General features: G+C 32.3%; 17 protein-coding genes. 5 read left to right on the top strand and 12 right to left on the bottom strand.

The genetic code is table 11. The annotated features are described in order from the left end of the window. The first annotated feature begins 203 nt into the window (after positions 1–203). Together D1818_RS22270 and D1818_RS22265 are read left to right on the top strand one after the other, a co-directional pair. Positions 204–443 carry a hypothetical protein gene (locus D1818_RS22270; protein ID WP_118461986.1) on the top strand — a complete coding sequence of 80 codons (240 nt, stop codon included), beginning with the start codon at positions 204–206 and terminating at the stop codon, positions 441–443. Positions 444–532: 89 nt separating this feature from the next. Beyond that, positions 533–1039: an OmpH family outer membrane protein gene (locus tag D1818_RS22265; protein ID WP_118461984.1), complete on the top strand. Its 507-nt coding sequence runs from the start codon at positions 533–535 to the stop codon at positions 1037–1039. A gap of 37 nt (positions 1040–1076) precedes the next feature. Here the strand turns inward: D1818_RS22265 and D1818_RS22260 are convergent, their stop codons facing one another. From D1818_RS22260 to guaB, 3 genes are all read right to left on the bottom strand, one after another. Further along, positions 1077–1925, bottom strand: a complete 849-nt coding sequence (locus D1818_RS22260) for a tetratricopeptide repeat protein (protein ID WP_118461982.1) — start codon at positions 1923–1925, stop codon at positions 1077–1079. Further along, positions 1897–2991, bottom strand: coding sequence for a hypothetical protein (locus D1818_RS22255; RefSeq protein WP_147406107.1), 1095 nt, complete (start codon positions 2989–2991; stop codon positions 1897–1899). The genes D1818_RS22260 and D1818_RS22255 overlap by 29 nt, the downstream gene beginning before the upstream one ends. 86 nt (positions 2992–3077) lie before the next feature. Next, complete coding sequence (guaB, locus tag D1818_RS22250; RefSeq protein WP_118461977.1) at positions 3078–4550, bottom strand: IMP dehydrogenase; 1473 nt, start codon at positions 4548–4550, stop codon at positions 3078–3080. Positions 4551–4859: 309 nt separating this feature from the next. On the opposite strand from guaB, the gene D1818_RS22245 reads away from it, so the two are divergent. Further along, a complete protein-coding gene (locus D1818_RS22245) occupies positions 4860–5630 on the top strand; it encodes a phosphatase PAP2 family protein (RefSeq protein ID WP_118461975.1) in 771 nt (256 codons plus the stop codon). A 10-nt stretch (positions 5631–5640) separates the two neighbouring features. Here D1818_RS22245 and D1818_RS22240 read toward each other — a convergent pair whose 3' ends face one another. Further along, positions 5641–6150 carry a DinB family protein gene (locus tag D1818_RS22240; protein WP_118461972.1) on the bottom strand — a complete coding sequence of 170 codons (510 nt, stop codon included), beginning with the start codon at positions 6148–6150 and terminating at the stop codon, positions 5641–5643. Between the two features lie 578 nt (positions 6151–6728). Here D1818_RS22240 and D1818_RS22235 point away from each other — a divergent pair. Continuing rightward, the gene (locus tag D1818_RS22235; protein WP_118461970.1) at positions 6729–7094 is read left to right on the top strand and encodes a hypothetical protein; all 366 of its coding nucleotides are present in this window, start codon (positions 6729–6731) and stop codon (positions 7092–7094) included. A 61-nt stretch (positions 7095–7155) separates the two neighbouring features. On the opposite strand, the gene D1818_RS22230 is transcribed toward D1818_RS22235, so the two are convergent. The 5 genes from D1818_RS22230 to D1818_RS22210 form a co-directional block, all read right to left on the bottom strand. Further along, positions 7156–7803 carry a hypothetical protein gene (locus D1818_RS22230; RefSeq protein WP_147406108.1) on the bottom strand — a complete coding sequence of 216 codons (648 nt, stop codon included), beginning with the start codon at positions 7801–7803 and terminating at the stop codon, positions 7156–7158. A 213-nt stretch (positions 7804–8016) separates the two neighbouring features. Then, positions 8017–8916: a glycoside hydrolase family 16 protein gene (locus D1818_RS22225; RefSeq protein ID WP_118461965.1), complete on the bottom strand. Its 900-nt coding sequence runs from the start codon at positions 8914–8916 to the stop codon at positions 8017–8019. 358 nt (positions 8917–9274) lie between these two features. Next, positions 9275–9712, bottom strand: a complete 438-nt coding sequence (locus D1818_RS22220) for a nucleoside deaminase (RefSeq protein ID WP_118461963.1) — start codon at positions 9710–9712, stop codon at positions 9275–9277. Positions 9713–9716: 4 nt separating this feature from the next. Then, positions 9717–9965 carry a hypothetical protein gene (locus D1818_RS22215; protein ID WP_118461961.1) on the bottom strand — a complete coding sequence of 83 codons (249 nt, stop codon included), beginning with the start codon at positions 9963–9965 and terminating at the stop codon, positions 9717–9719. Positions 9966–9973: 8 nt separating this feature from the next. Next, positions 9974–10726 (bottom strand): DUF5995 family protein, encoded by a 753-nt coding sequence (locus tag D1818_RS22210; RefSeq protein WP_118461959.1) that lies wholly within the window; start codon positions 10724–10726, stop codon positions 9974–9976. A 162-nt stretch (positions 10727–10888) separates the two neighbouring features. On the opposite strand from D1818_RS22210, the gene D1818_RS22205 reads away from it, so the two are divergent. Continuing rightward, a complete protein-coding gene (locus tag D1818_RS22205) occupies positions 10889–11971 on the top strand; it encodes an acyloxyacyl hydrolase (protein ID WP_118461957.1) in 1083 nt (360 codons plus the stop codon). Positions 11972–11984: 13 nt separating this feature from the next. On the opposite strand, the gene D1818_RS22200 is transcribed toward D1818_RS22205, so the two are convergent. The 3 genes from D1818_RS22200 to D1818_RS22190 are packed head-to-tail and all read right to left on the bottom strand — an operon-like array spanning position 11985 to position 13906. Then, a complete protein-coding gene (locus D1818_RS22200) occupies positions 11985–12587 on the bottom strand; it encodes a hypothetical protein (protein WP_118461955.1) in 603 nt (200 codons plus the stop codon). After that, positions 12580–13074, bottom strand: a complete 495-nt coding sequence (locus tag D1818_RS22195) for an RNA polymerase sigma factor (RefSeq protein WP_118461953.1) — start codon at positions 13072–13074, stop codon at positions 12580–12582. Before D1818_RS22195 ends, D1818_RS22200 begins: the two co-directional genes overlap by 8 nt. After that, the gene (locus D1818_RS22190; protein WP_118461951.1) at positions 13067–13906 is read right to left on the bottom strand and encodes an alpha/beta fold hydrolase; all 840 of its coding nucleotides are present in this window, start codon (positions 13904–13906) and stop codon (positions 13067–13069) included. The genes D1818_RS22195 and D1818_RS22190 overlap by 8 nt, the downstream gene beginning before the upstream one ends. Positions 13907–13917: the final 11 nt, after the last annotated feature.

Here is a 13917-nt window from a genome sequence, read left to right as displayed (position 1 = left end):
GTACAATAGATTTTTTGTGCATAGTTCTCTTTAATAAAGTCCCCAATCGGACAAAAATAACAATATTAATGCGTTTTGCAAGCTCTTTCTTGTAACGAATGATAATGGTAATATAGTATTAAATACCTTTTAAAATTTTGCTAATCTCCTTATCTTGTGTTTTTATATCATTTTATTAATATCTAAGCAATTGATAATACACGTTGGAAAGAAAACTAAAACTCATTTGGGATTTCAGAGGTCCCGCAGCAAGTAAAACAGCAGAGCATCACGAAATTCATCTTAAAGAATATATCATTTCAGAAAAATTATCTATGAATATCACTGGATATCAAGACATCAACGAGATGCATAGTATTGCTTTTATGGTGGTCGCAGATTCTGAAATGAAAATGATAAGAGATGCTTTAAAACCTCATCGCGGTCAGCTATATGAAGAATAGATTTTTAAAAAATATTTTTCTTGGCACGTATATTGTCTTAGACCTTATATATTTGCAAAAATTTTAAATAGAAAATAAAAAAAATCACAATGAAGAACATACTATTTCCGATTTTATTATTGATCATTAGTGCACAAACGATTGCGCAATCTAAGGTAGGAACAATCGACAGCGAATTTATTCTTTCTAAATTGCCAGAACTTACTAAAGTACAAGAAGATTTAAAAGCTTACAATACTAAGTTAGAAGGTGATCTAAAAGTAAAAGTTGATGATTATCAAGCAAAAGTAAAAGCGTATCAAGAAAGTGTAGCGACAATGACAGAGCCTATGAAAAAAACTAAGCAGGAAGAGATTATCGCTTTAGAGAATGATATCACCAAATTTCGCCAGAATGGATCTCAACTAGTTCAGATAGAACAAAACAGACTCTTACAACCTTTGTATACTAAAATAGGTACAGCATTAGAAGAAATAGCTAAAGCTGAAGGTTATACTCAGGTATTAACAATTACAACGAGTGGATTAGCTTATATTGATCCAAAATTTGATCTTACAAAAACTGTAATGACTAAGCTAGGTATTCCTGTACAATAAATAATAGAGACTTAAGCATATAAAAAAGCGTTTCAAACTATTTTGAAGCGCTTTTTTCATGTAGTTCTTTGAGCTTATCTTCTATTTGCATCAAATAGATCTCATTATACACTTCTTTATAAGGATCCGATTTCTTATACCCTTTAGATACTAACTCTTTAGCTTTTTCTATATATACTAAAGCCTGAGCCTTATCACCTATTTCTAATAATGTGATTCCTTTATAATAATAGGACAATGAAGATTTATCATACACCTTAATTCCTAAATCAAAATCGGCAAGTGCTTCTTTATATTTTTTTAAAGCTACGTAGCTTATTCCTCTATACGGAAAAGCGGAAGGATCAATATACTCGTTCCCTTCTTCATCTATAGCTTTTGTAAACTCTATAATGGCTTCTTCGTGTCTTCCTAATGCTTGCAAGACCTCTCCTTTTAAGAAATTCACATTATTACCCCAAGCATAATCAACTCTTCCTGGTGTGTAATCATCATATTGATTGAGATATTCTATGGCTCTATCATAGTCCTTATATAAATCTGTCATTAACCAAGAAGTATAATACAAAGCCTCTTCTGGGTCTAATTCTAATGATCTCTGCAACAAAGGGAAAGAAATATGATAGTCTCCTATTTTACTATGTGCAATAGACTTTTCTCTATGATAGGATTCATTATCTGGATTAAGCATAAGTAAGGTATCTAAATACGCCTGACGAATTGTATTGGCCTGGTAATAGTAGTTCCGTTCATACTCTAATTCTTTTGTTTTTAAAGCCTTTTCTTCTTTTGTTAGATTTTCTAACTCAATATTCTGAGTCTCTTGACAGGAACAAAGAATCAAAAACAGGAGAACATTACGGATATATGCGAATGATTTTTCCATCTTTTATTCTAAAACTTATGTAAATATAGGTGTCTATAACTTCATTGTTTCTTTGATTTCTTCCTGGAACCCAATCTTGTAAACTTTTTGTTATTTCAAAAATCTGATTACTAATAGTGTCCGAAAACTCTTTTGGATTATAGTCATAATCAAATGCCTGCTTTTCAAACATCCCTGCTTTTCCTTCACAATTAACTACAAAACGAACTTGAAATATTCCGGATTCTTCTGAATCTTCTGGAGCTTTATAGGTTTTAGCAAATATTTTTCTAATGTGATATAGTCCTCCATTATACTCGGTTCCTTTTCCATAATAACGGTCTACCGGATAATTTTTATTAATGTACGGGTTGCACAACTGAAAAGAAACTGGATCTATATTTTTCTGAGGCTTAGCAGTCGTATTATATGTAATTTTCTTATAATCTCCATCAACAAAACCAAATACTTCAATTTGATTTTCGGAAACTGATAATACCTGTTCTATGAATTGAAAATCTCTATCGCAGGCTAATTGATTACCTTTTTTAAGCAAAAACACTTTATCTTCATAAGAAACTAATTCGAAACAATGTCTTAGATAAGTATTAGTATCTTTAGGCATGTATTTAACTTTATAATCTTTTTCGAAGTGGAATACCCCTTTTTCATTTTCCCAATAGCTGGATAACAATAACTCCTTAAACCTAAAGATATCGACCGGATCAGAAGGTATAACTCGATGTGCTAACCATTTTCCAAAATAAAGTTTATCACCATTTACCCTATATCTTCGGATAGGAAAAACAAGTGTATCAAATACCAAAGAATCTTGTCTAAACTCTAATTTATAAGAATTTTTATTTTCTGAAGATAAATTTTTCAGATGCACAGAATCTCCTTTAAAAGTTAATTGACGAGTAATCGGTCTGTAAAAACCATTATCTAAATGAGCGGCTTGTATTAACCATTCCCCTTGAGCTGTTTCTTTATTTAAAAGCGATTCTTCGGCAGTATTACAACCATAAACCACCACTATCAAAAGTGACAACGAAATAGATGATTTTAAAAAGCTTATAATTTTCAAATGATTTATTGTTTGGTTAATAAACATACAAAAAAAAACGCTTCAATTATTTTGAAGCGTTTCTTATATCCTTTTTTTCGTATAAATTACCTACTATAATTCGGTGCTTCTTTCGTTATCGTAACATCATGAGGATGACTCTCGTTAATCCCACTTGCTGTAATTTTCACAAATCGACCGGTTTCTTTAAGTGTTGCTATATCTTTAGATCCGCAATATCCCATTCCTGCGCGTAATCCTCCAACAAATTGATGAATACTTTCATAAAGCTCTCCTTTATACGCTACACGCCCTACAATACCTTCTGGAACTAATTTTTTAATATCATCTTCTACATCCTGAAAATAGCGATCTTTTGATCCTTGCTTCATTGCTTCTACTGATCCCATTCCTCTATAGGACTTAAATTTTCTACCTTCATAGATGATGGTTTCTCCTGGAGATTCCTTTGTTCCTGCTAATAAAGACCCTAACATTACGGTATCTGCTCCTGCGGCAATTGCCTTTGGAATATCACCGGTATATCTGATTCCTCCATCTGCAATAACTGGAACACCAGATCCTTTAATTGCTGAGGCAACTTCTAAAACAGCTGAAAACTGAGGAAACCCCACTCCTGCAACCACTCTAGTCGTACATATAGATCCTGGTCCAATCCCTACTTTTACTGCATCAGCTCCAGCTTCTACTAAATACTTAGCCGCTTCTGCTGTTGCAATATTACCAACTACTACATCCAAGTTTGGAAACTTCTTTTTCACTTCTTTAAGAACAGTAACAACTCCTTTAGTATGCCCATGTGCTGTATCAATAATTACAGCATCTACTCCTGCCTTTACTAAAGCTTCTGCACGATCTACAGCATCTCCTGTTACACCAATTGCTGCAGCGACGCGAAGACGTCCTAAACTATCTTTATTAGCACTTGGTTTCAATGTAAGTTTTGTAATATCTCTAAATGTAATTAAACCTATTAGTGTATTTTCGTCGTTTACTACTGGCAACTTTTCGATCTTATTATTTTGCAGTATAACTTCTGCTTCCTGCAATGAAGTTCCTTCTCCAACAGTAACCAGATTTTCACTAGTCATTACTTCTGATATAGGTCTTTCATTATTCTTTTCAAAACGTAAATCCCTATTGGTAACGATACCCAGTAGCTTATGATCTTTATCCACAATTGGTATTCCACCGATGCTATGCTCTCGCATATTATTTTTTGCATCTGCAACTTTTGCATCTAATGGCAAGGTAACTGGATCTATGATCATTCCGCTTTCCGCTCTTTTAACCTTACGCACTTTCATAGCTTGTTCCTGGATAGTCATGTTTTTATGTAACACACCTATACCTCCTTCTTGCGCCATAGCAATAGCCATACGACTTTCTGTAACTGTATCCATAGCTGCAGAAACTATAGGAACATTAATAGTAATATTTCTAGTGAATTTTGTTTGAATACTTACTTCTCGTGGTAACACTTCAGAAAATGCTGGGACTAAAAGTACGTCGTCATAGGTAAGACCTTCTCCAAGGATTTTGGAATCGTGTGCTGTCATCGCAATTAAGATTTAATTGCGTGCAAATATAAGCCTTTTTTAAAGGAATCCTATAAAACAATAAGAGTAATATATTTTTTATTTTCAGGTGAATCGACCTAAAAACACTTAGCTCTGACTTCCTTTTCAAAATCCACTTAAAACAGCCTTAAACACTGAATTTAAACCTATTAAGAATAATTTCAATTAACCCACTCTTGAAAAAACGTTGATAAAATATTTACTTTTTTAACATTAATTTAATATTTAAACAGTATATTTCGTTCAGGTAGATCCCAAATTACCTGTAGCCCTAAAAAAGAATAACCTATGAGAATTAGTATTAGCTTGCTATTGGTATGTATATGTATCAATATTACGAATGCCCAGTTTACAGAATCCCCGCTTACCAAAGTTCAATTCAAAAATTCAAAACAAACCGAACGTAAGAAATCTAAAAAAAGTTTATTTACTAAAAGAATAATACCGTTTTCCCTAATTGCTTCGGGTATTCTTCTATCGACCAGTGATTTTGAGAAATCCTTACAAAAAGATATTAGAGGTTCTATAGGAAATGATTTTTATTTTGGTCTTGATGATTATACTAGATATGCTCCAATTGTTCAGATGTATGCCGCAGATATTTTTGGGGTTGAATCCAAAAATCATTGGTTTGATCAAACTAAGAATCTTTTAATATCATCTTTAGTAACAAGCGCTGCAACAACTATTCTAAAACGAGAAGTGGGTAAACCAAGACCAGGCGATCCATCAAAACTAAACTCTTTTCCTTCTGGACATACTTCTATGGCTTTTGTTTCTGCAGCTGTGTTATACGAAGAATTTATAAATACTAGCCCACTTTTAGCATATAGCGGATATGTTTTTGCTGTTACTACTGGTAGTTTAAGAATGATGAATAATAAACACTACCTGTCTGATGTGCTGGTTGGTGCAGGTATCGGAATCTTAACGACTCGATTAGTATATCATTATGAACACCTTATTTCCTGGAATCCTTTTAAAAATTCAGAAGATATTGCTTTTGCACCTCAGTTTACAGGTGATAGCGTAGGGTTGTACTTTTCTAAATCTTTTTGATCTTAATAAGTTAATAACCTTCTGCATAAGAGAAATTTTCTTTAGACATATATTTTAAGTAATCTAATTTTAATCTTGTAATTTGGTTAAAATGTAGATAGTCATGTGCCAACCAATTGGCTAGAAATTGAGAAGCGGTCATTGGACCTAGATCCGAATGTATGGTTATATTTTCCCATTTTGGATTCGTTAGAGATGTTAACCAATTTATTGATGTTTGTCGTTCTTCTAAAAAACGATATAACATTACATCATAGTCTTGCTCTATGTATTTTCGTTCCTGTACCCAGCCTTCGGGGTCGATTGGTGTAAATTGCTGATCAGGAACATCAAGTATATGTTTCGTTCTTTTTCTAAAATCTTCTAATTCTTCATCATACAGATGACTCACGATCTCCAGTAAGCACCATCTATTCGGTTTATCTTTCCATACATATTCTTTTCTGGGAATGCCTTGTAAAAGCCGTTTAAAAACTAATTTATTTCTTTGTAAACCTTCAATTACTAGTTTATGATCCATGCTCTTATTATATTATGATTTCTAAATTATTTTGTTATTGAAATACCTGTTTTAAAAGACAAAGAAGTCTCTAACTTATATAAGTTCGATCCTTCTAAAACACCACTTATCTATTACTTTTTTTAGTTATTAATAATCTCCACAAACCCATATAACCAAAATATTACCCCTAATAGAAAAGGGTAACAAACCCCTATTAAGATCAGTGGTTTCACTCTTTTTACATATAATGGTATGACTTACTTTTGGAAAAACAATATTGAAGTTCTTATAATTATTTGAATTAGCCAAATTCAATATATGTAATAAACAAAAAGCCTAAGAAATTACAACGCCAAAAACTCTCTCTTTGAGTATGGGCCAGTCAGAACCGAGGGTAAGAAAAAACTAGATGAATGTAATTGTATACATTTCTGACAACAGTGGAAGTATTCGAAACTAAGTGGTACTAATTTTTTTAGGCTTTTTTGTGATATTCAATTTCGAACTATTAAAAACATGAATCTATTGTACCAAATCTCTTCTTGTAAACACACCTACTCATCCGGTACTCATTTTAAATCTAAAAATGCTTAATTATGATCACCATTAGTTCTAAAAGAATCACCAGTTTTTTAATCATTCTTGCCATTTCGTTTCTCGGTATTACTTGTGGAAAAGAAAAATGCCCAAAACCGGATGCAGAAAGTATTCAAGCAACAATTACTATTGCTGCTGGAGGATTAGCTGTTAGTGGGAGTGCTGGATCTGTAAAACCAGGAGCTACCGTAACCATTACCGACGCTGCAGATATATCCACTACTGTAACCGCAAACAATGACGGAAGCTTTTTTGCTCCTTTTGGTCAGTCCAATGCTGGAGTTGGAGATGCATTATCCATTACTCAAAAAATCAACAATTGTGCGGAAAGTAATAGTACAAACATAACAATACAGCGACCTTAATAACCAACCGCGAAAGGGTTGTCAAATACTTAATAGTATTGTCAACCCTTTTTAAATCAATTTAGTTATCATAGGGATCCATTATACTAACGGGTTTATGCCCTTGTTCTTTTTTAAGTTGCTTTTTATTAAAACTTCCTTCGAACTCATTGGAGTATATATTTCCTGTATCAGCCAAACTTGTAGTCATTCCTACATATAACCTAAATCTAAATTTCGACTTAATTTTTCCTTCTAAACAGGGAGCGGTAAAATTCCAATATTCATTTGGATTGATATATACTGAATGATAACTATTACCACACCAACTACTCGGTAGGTATTCTATATCTTTCCATTTATTATTATGAAAAACTTGTCGAATAAGAGAAATTCTACTGTCTTGAGCAGATAGTTTAATAATGGAATCTGTATTATTGATTAGAAATACTTTAAACCCTTTCACTCCTTTTTCAAATTCAACAATAGAATCGGTATTGACAACAAGCTGAAAGTCTGAAGTCTTCCCTATTTCCTTAACAAATTGATCATTTTTTATAGGTTTGTTAGATGCCTGATAAAAACCTCCGGGAGCTTCTGTATCACTCTTACTAGTTCCTGCGTAAAAATATCCTCGAAGTTTATATTCGACATCTAGACATTTTAACTCCTGCGCCTTGGCATATCCAAAGCACATTATTAACAAAGTGGTAAGTATGCTATTTCTCATATCAATTGGTCTTCAAAACTTATACCAAACTAGTGATTGTTACCGCTAACAAAAACTGATATTTTGCTAAACCATCTTTTGACTGAGTTAACTTATGAGTTTACTTAGTAAATGTACTTGGGATACTATTTATACTAAATTCTTTTATAAAGCCTAAAAAAACTGTCTCGAAATAAAACAAGACAGTTTTTTAGGCTTTGGTAGTATTATTCTTTAGAGACTTCTTTTATCCAATCTAACATAATCAACGTACATATAAGTATTCCAAAAAATATTTATTCTAGAATTATTAAAAATTCCCGTATCCGAACCTACATTCAAATTAAATATAATATTGTGATCTTTAAAATTCTCTAGCTTCAGGTCATTATCCACACTATTAGTGTAGTTAGCAACACGATTACCATCTACATAAATTTGAACCGTCACAGAACCATTTCTATTGATCCATCTTTGTTGATAGGTATGCCATCCTTCTCCTACATTATAACCTCTTTCGGCATTGGTACCCAGCTGATTTTGTAAATAGTTTTGACCATAAAATAGATTACTTGCAAATCTTGCAGAATTACCAAAGGAATATCCTTCCATAATATCAATTTCTCCGCGAGTAGGCCAGGTATTACTTCTCTCATTCACCGTCCAAAATGCAGGCCAAGCGCCATAAGTATCTGCAAATCCTTTATAGTTGTTTCCTTCTCTAGCGATTAATTTAATTCTTGCTGTTAATCTATACTCTTCATTTCTTCCAGGATGAAAATCAAAATTGGATTTCACATGTCCTGATTCATAGGAATCATCACCTGATTTATAAGCTTGTAAACGCAAACAACTGCGACCATCAAGACTAGCTATCTCTGCATTCCAGTTTCTGTAAGTACAACGACTAGAGTTATAATCTTCTCTATTATGCGTTCTTTCCCATTTACTCAAATTACCATTAGCATTGAAATTATCTGTAAACTGTCTGCTCCAAGGTCCAGCCTTTTCGTATGACTCATCTATATTCTCTATATCATTAGAAGATTCTTCAAGGATGACATCTTCTGTTTCACAGGCAGATATAAAATAGATTAATAATAAAATTCCAACAGATTTGACTAACATTCTCATAATATTAAATTTTGGTTAATGACTATGTAGCCAAATTAAGAACGATTTTATCAATTTATTAAATAAACACATTAAACTATATTGAATATTCCGTTTTAATACTAATTTTTTAACAATAATCAAAAAACCAAAACTGTAAAAACTAAGATCCTACAAGGATTTGTAGGAATTTTAACAACGCAAACGTTTTCGTTATTTTTTTTATATTTTTCTGGTTAAATTCTAAAACATAAGAAAATTTTAAGATGTTTTAACAACAAAAAAACTTGAAATAAGGTTAATATCTTATTTTTTATGTTAAAACAGCAAGCATATTTTCAAAAAACAAACGTTTTTATTTTAGAAAATTAAATTTCAATTACTCCCCTATATCTTCATTCCAGATTTCAGGTTTATTTTTTATAAATGTATTCATTAAATCTTTGCAATCCTGATTATCCAGAACGATTACTTCTACTCCATTTTCTTTCAAAAGCGCTTCGGATCCCAAAAACGTTTCGTTTTCACCAATAACAACTTTAGGTATCCCGTATAACAATATAGCTCCTGTACACATAGGACAAGGTGATAAGGTAGTATATAATGTACATTCCTTATAAACAGAAGCTGGTTGTCTACCAGCATTTTCAAACGCGTCCATTTCCCCATGAAGCACTACACTTCCTTCTTGAATCCTTTTATTATGACCTCTGCCCAGGATCTTATCTTTATATACAATGACGGATCCAATAGGTACACCTCCTTCTTTAAGTCCCTTTTTTGCTTCTTCTATTGTAGCTAGCATAAATTTATCCATGAGTTTATAATTTAGGAATTTTTAATTCATCTTTTTTAATATCAAAAGCCTCATCCAACCAATTAGTAATTTGCCATATATGAGTATACTCCTTTCGTTTTCCAAAACGGTTAATGAAAACTTTGGAAAACGTCTGATGGTGGATAACCAAATAATATTTGGTTCCTATTTGCTTAATTTCTAGTTGAGAATATGTTTTATCCTCTAGACATTTTATTAATAACTTGAATAGGACAAAATTTTCGTTTTCCATATATGTATTCAATCTAACAATTCCAGAATTTTTTCTGAAACAGAACCACGTTCACTTATTCTTATAATCCCTAGTATGATTCCTGCAATAAACCCTGGATTAGTAATTATAGAGGCTTTTTCTGCAACTTTTTGATCCCTTTGTTCGATGAGTACTTTTAATTGATCATTTGGAATAGCAGCTAGTTCTTTGGCAAATTTCCAGGCCCCATCCCTAGCTAATTCCATGCTAAAGTCAACCAGAAAATTATCTACTTTACTGGTTAATTTTAGAATCTTTTTTAGTGTCGGCCAGATATTCGCCAAATCATTTTCAACTTCTATTACTAAAGATGAAAGAATCCTATTGATTTTATCAAAATCTTCTTTAAGATCTTGTATGTTTTTTCCTCTGGATACTTCTGCTGCTGCAATACCCAAATCCAAATTAATATGTGCATTTATTCCAACTAATAGATGCTGTAATACTATTGGCCAATAGTCCTTAGAAACTTTAAAAGCAATTTTCCAGGAATTTGTTATCCTTTTGTCTTCCTGGTAATCAAAATAAGCATCCAGATATCTACCCGCAAAAATCACATCCAGCTTTTCCATTCTTGGACCATCATCAAAAAAATCGTTCTCTATACCTTCCTTAACTTTTAGAGTTACTCTTCTATACAAGGCTGCAAAATATCCTAGTGGATCATTATCGGTTTGTGACTTTAGGATAATATCATCTAAAGAAGTAATGACCTCATCGATGGTTCTAATTGGCTTCAAAATGTAGTTTTATAATATTTATTCCCTCTAATGTACTAATAATTCTCTAGGAGTATATTGATTTTGGAAAGAAGTCACAAACGCACTAAATATTCTAATTTATTTAAGATTTCATTTCTCTTAATTTAATTTTCAGTAAATTTAATAAGACACTGATTTGCAATGAAAACGGTCTTATTATTCTCAATATTAGTATTCGGATACACTTCGTTTTGGGCTCAATCGGATCCGACTTTTTATGGTGTAAAATCACATTACGGTTTTATTATAGCGCATTCGCCCGAATTAAAACCTATTTCGCAAACGAATCCTTATGGAATACAACTAGAGTATAGTTGGCTAAAAACCAGTGATAAGGCCTGGAAAACATGTTTTTGTTATGGTAGATCAGGATTTTCTTTTGCTTATTACAATTATAATAATCCTGATGTATTAGGTAATTCTTATAACTTGATTTACTTTGTAGAACCCTATTTCACATACCGAGGTCCTTTAAAGTTTTCTCTTAGAGGTTCTATAGGGGGCACCTATCTGAATAAAATATTTGATGAAGAAACAAACCCAGATAACTTACTGTTCAGTACTCATTTTAGTTTTTATCTAGCTTTGTCTCTTAATCTTAACTACCATATTAATGATAGCTATTCTATCAATCTATCTGCGAATTATAACCACATTTCTAATGGAGGGCAAAAGCAACCTAATAAAGGAATGAACTTTCCAACGCTTTCTATAGGTATGGACAAAGTCATCAACTATAAACAATTAAAACGAAAGCCCAAATCCTTGCGATCATATGACACTTCACTAGATTATTATATGGGCACATTTGCCAGTCTAAGGTCATCTGATCGAGATGCTGAAGCTTCCAATCATCTTTTGATTGGGTTCACCGGTGGAATTCTAAAACCGGTATCCGGGATCAATGGTTTAAATACCGGTATAGAATTTTGGTACGATTACTCTGATCGAGAAATAGCAAAACAAGAAGGAATCAACGATTCTGCTTTTTCCTCAGCCATTACTGCTGGACATCATTTCTCTATTGGTGACTTTTATTTCTTACAGCAGTTTGGTTTTTATCTAACACGTCCAAAGAATATTCAAGGAAATTGGTTATACCAGAGATATTCTTTTTGGTACAGCATTGGTTCTTCTAAACGCTGGACTATCGGAGCTTCTCTAATAGCTTATGGTAAGGTTGCTGATCATATGGATGGTAGATTAATATACATTATTAATTAATCTATTATTTACATTATACAACCTCTTCTGTCATCTTCTTTTTTAACTGGATGATTTCTAATAAAATCTTTATTTCTTTCTTAATATTTTTTCGAACAGCAAGAAAAGGAATAATCCCACCGATGATGTATGAAACATCTATTAAAATTAATTTCCAAGTTTCAAAATACAAACTAAACTCTGGAGTAATCATATAAAAGCCTATCGTATACAAACCTATGATTCCAATAGTTAAAGGTCCGTGAATGGTTTTTCTAAAATTATAAAAAGTAATCGTATCATTCGTTGTCTGTAATGCGTCATTCACCATATTGATTTTTTTCGCTTTAGATACACTAATGACCTCTATTATAATTCTTATTAATAATCCGCCAACCATCAACCCAACACCTACTCTACTCAATAGCTCCTGGACAGGCGCAACAAAATAGAAAAAAGCGATTATTCCAATTAATACTGTAGATAACACTAAGATGTTTCCATAATGAAAACGTGTACTCCAACTTTTCTTTTTCTTAATTGATGAGAAGATTTCTTCCGCATCATTGGATGTACTCTCAATATTGCCTTTATCTTTTTTCCATTGATTCTGTAATGTTTCAAATTCGTTATTCATTATCTAATATTTTTTTAAGTCTTCTTTTAACCCTGTGAATCTTTACTCTTACATTTGTTGGTTTTATTCCCATGACTTCCGAGATAGTATCATAATCCTGCCCATCTAAAACCATCATAATTAACAATCTATCTAATTCTTCTAAGGTACCTATAGCATGATATAAGCTTTGATTTTGATCCGAAGACGATTCTGAAGATTCCTCTGTCAGCGCATATTCAACTTTTTCTATGGAAACCTTTTTCTTCTTTTTTTCTTTTCTGATATATTGCAGACAGGTATTCACCGTAATCCGATACACCCAAGTTTTATGACTAGATTTTCCCATAAAACTCTCCATTGCATTCCATATATTGATAAATACTTCTTGAGATAAATCATTGGCTAAATCTGCGTCTCCTTTCATATATCCCAGACACATTTGTAACACCATTGGATAGCATTGTTTATAAATTGTTTCGAAAAGTTGCTGGTTCTTTTTACTCATTTATCAAGAAAGCATTTACTTTTTCATAAAATAATTCTGGTTGATCGAACATAATAAAATGCTTACTATCTGGTATCATTTCTATAGTTTTATCAGATAGGGCTGCATATTGTTTCTCATAATTTATTTTTGCCATTTCGATAGTAGGAAAAGCCGCTCCTAAAATTAAAGTTTTTGCAGTAATGTTATCTAATACTTTTCTAAGATCTAATTTTAAAAGATCCGTATATCCATACACATATGTTTCTCTATCAGCTTTTAGTATCCAATTAAGTAAAGTATCGACTTTATCCTTTTTATTAGTCATATTTTGAGCCATCATCATGGCTGTTTGTTTAAACTGATCGTCATTCATTGCTAACATCTGTTTGTTATACGGGCTTTCGTATTGAATTTGATTTTCCGAAACACCTGGCATCATTAATTCACGCATACAAGGGATCGAATCCACAAGTACAAGTCTTTTTATTACATCAGGTAAAGCAGCAGCAATATCTACAGCTAAGTTTCCTCCCATACTATGTCCGATAATAGTAACATGAATTAGTTCTTTTTCTTTAATATAGTCAATCAATTCTTTCTTGATCGTATCATACCAAGGCATAGCAATGGGCGCATTACCATCAAATCCAGCATATGATATTAAGTGATATTCTTGATCACCTTGTATATGAGCGATAGTCTCATCCCAGACTGATCCAGGATTGGTAAAACCGGGTAAAAATAAAACCGGACTTCCGTTTCCTGATACTTCTGCCGTTATCGCAGGAGCTTGACTAAATGCTAGATTAATAATTGTAAATAATAAAAGTGTGATTTTTAAATTTCTCATAATGTTTTGTT

It is taken from the genome of Aquimarina sp. BL5 (genome assembly GCF_003443675.1).
Classification (GTDB): Bacteria; Bacteroidota; Bacteroidia; order Flavobacteriales; family Flavobacteriaceae; genus Aquimarina.
Note: the sequence above shows the minus strand (reverse complement) of the source record. Positions and strands in the feature narration are given on the sequence as shown.

Bases quoted from the DNA above. Each gene is read 5' to 3' on its own strand.
- D1818_RS22265 (WP_118461984.1), top strand. From the start codon at position 533: ATGAAGAACATACTATTTCCGATTTTATTATTGATCATTAGTGCACAA.
- D1818_RS22260 (WP_118461982.1), bottom strand. From the start codon at position 1,925: ATGGAAAAATCATTCGCATATATCCGTAATGTTCTCCTGTTTTTGATT.
- guaB (WP_118461977.1), bottom strand. From the start codon at position 4,550: ATGACAGCACACGATTCCAAAATCCTTGGAGAAGGTCTTACCTATGAC.
- D1818_RS22245 (WP_118461975.1), top strand. From the start codon at position 4,860: ATGAGAATTAGTATTAGCTTGCTATTGGTATGTATATGTATCAATATT.
- D1818_RS22240 (WP_118461972.1), bottom strand. From the start codon at position 6,150: ATGGATCATAAACTAGTAATTGAAGGTTTACAAAGAAATAAATTAGTT.
- D1818_RS22235 (WP_118461970.1), top strand. From the start codon at position 6,729: ATGATCACCATTAGTTCTAAAAGAATCACCAGTTTTTTAATCATTCTT.
- D1818_RS22230 (WP_147406108.1), bottom strand. From the start codon at position 7,803: ATGAGAAATAGCATACTTACCACTTTGTTAATAATGTGCTTTGGATAT.
- D1818_RS22225 (WP_118461965.1), bottom strand. From the start codon at position 8,916: ATGAGAATGTTAGTCAAATCTGTTGGAATTTTATTATTAATCTATTTT.
- D1818_RS22220 (WP_118461963.1), bottom strand. From the start codon at position 9,712: ATGGATAAATTTATGCTAGCTACAATAGAAGAAGCAAAAAAGGGACTT.
- D1818_RS22215 (WP_118461961.1), bottom strand. From the start codon at position 9,965: ATGGAAAACGAAAATTTTGTCCTATTCAAGTTATTAATAAAATGTCTA.
- D1818_RS22205 (WP_118461957.1), top strand. From the start codon at position 10,889: ATGAAAACGGTCTTATTATTCTCAATATTAGTATTCGGATACACTTCG.
- D1818_RS22200 (WP_118461955.1), bottom strand. From the start codon at position 12,587: ATGAATAACGAATTTGAAACATTACAGAATCAATGGAAAAAAGATAAA.
- D1818_RS22195 (WP_118461953.1), bottom strand. From the start codon at position 13,074: ATGAGTAAAAAGAACCAGCAACTTTTCGAAACAATTTATAAACAATGC.
- D1818_RS22190 (WP_118461951.1), bottom strand. From the start codon at position 13,906: ATGAGAAATTTAAAAATCACACTTTTATTATTTACAATTATTAATCTA.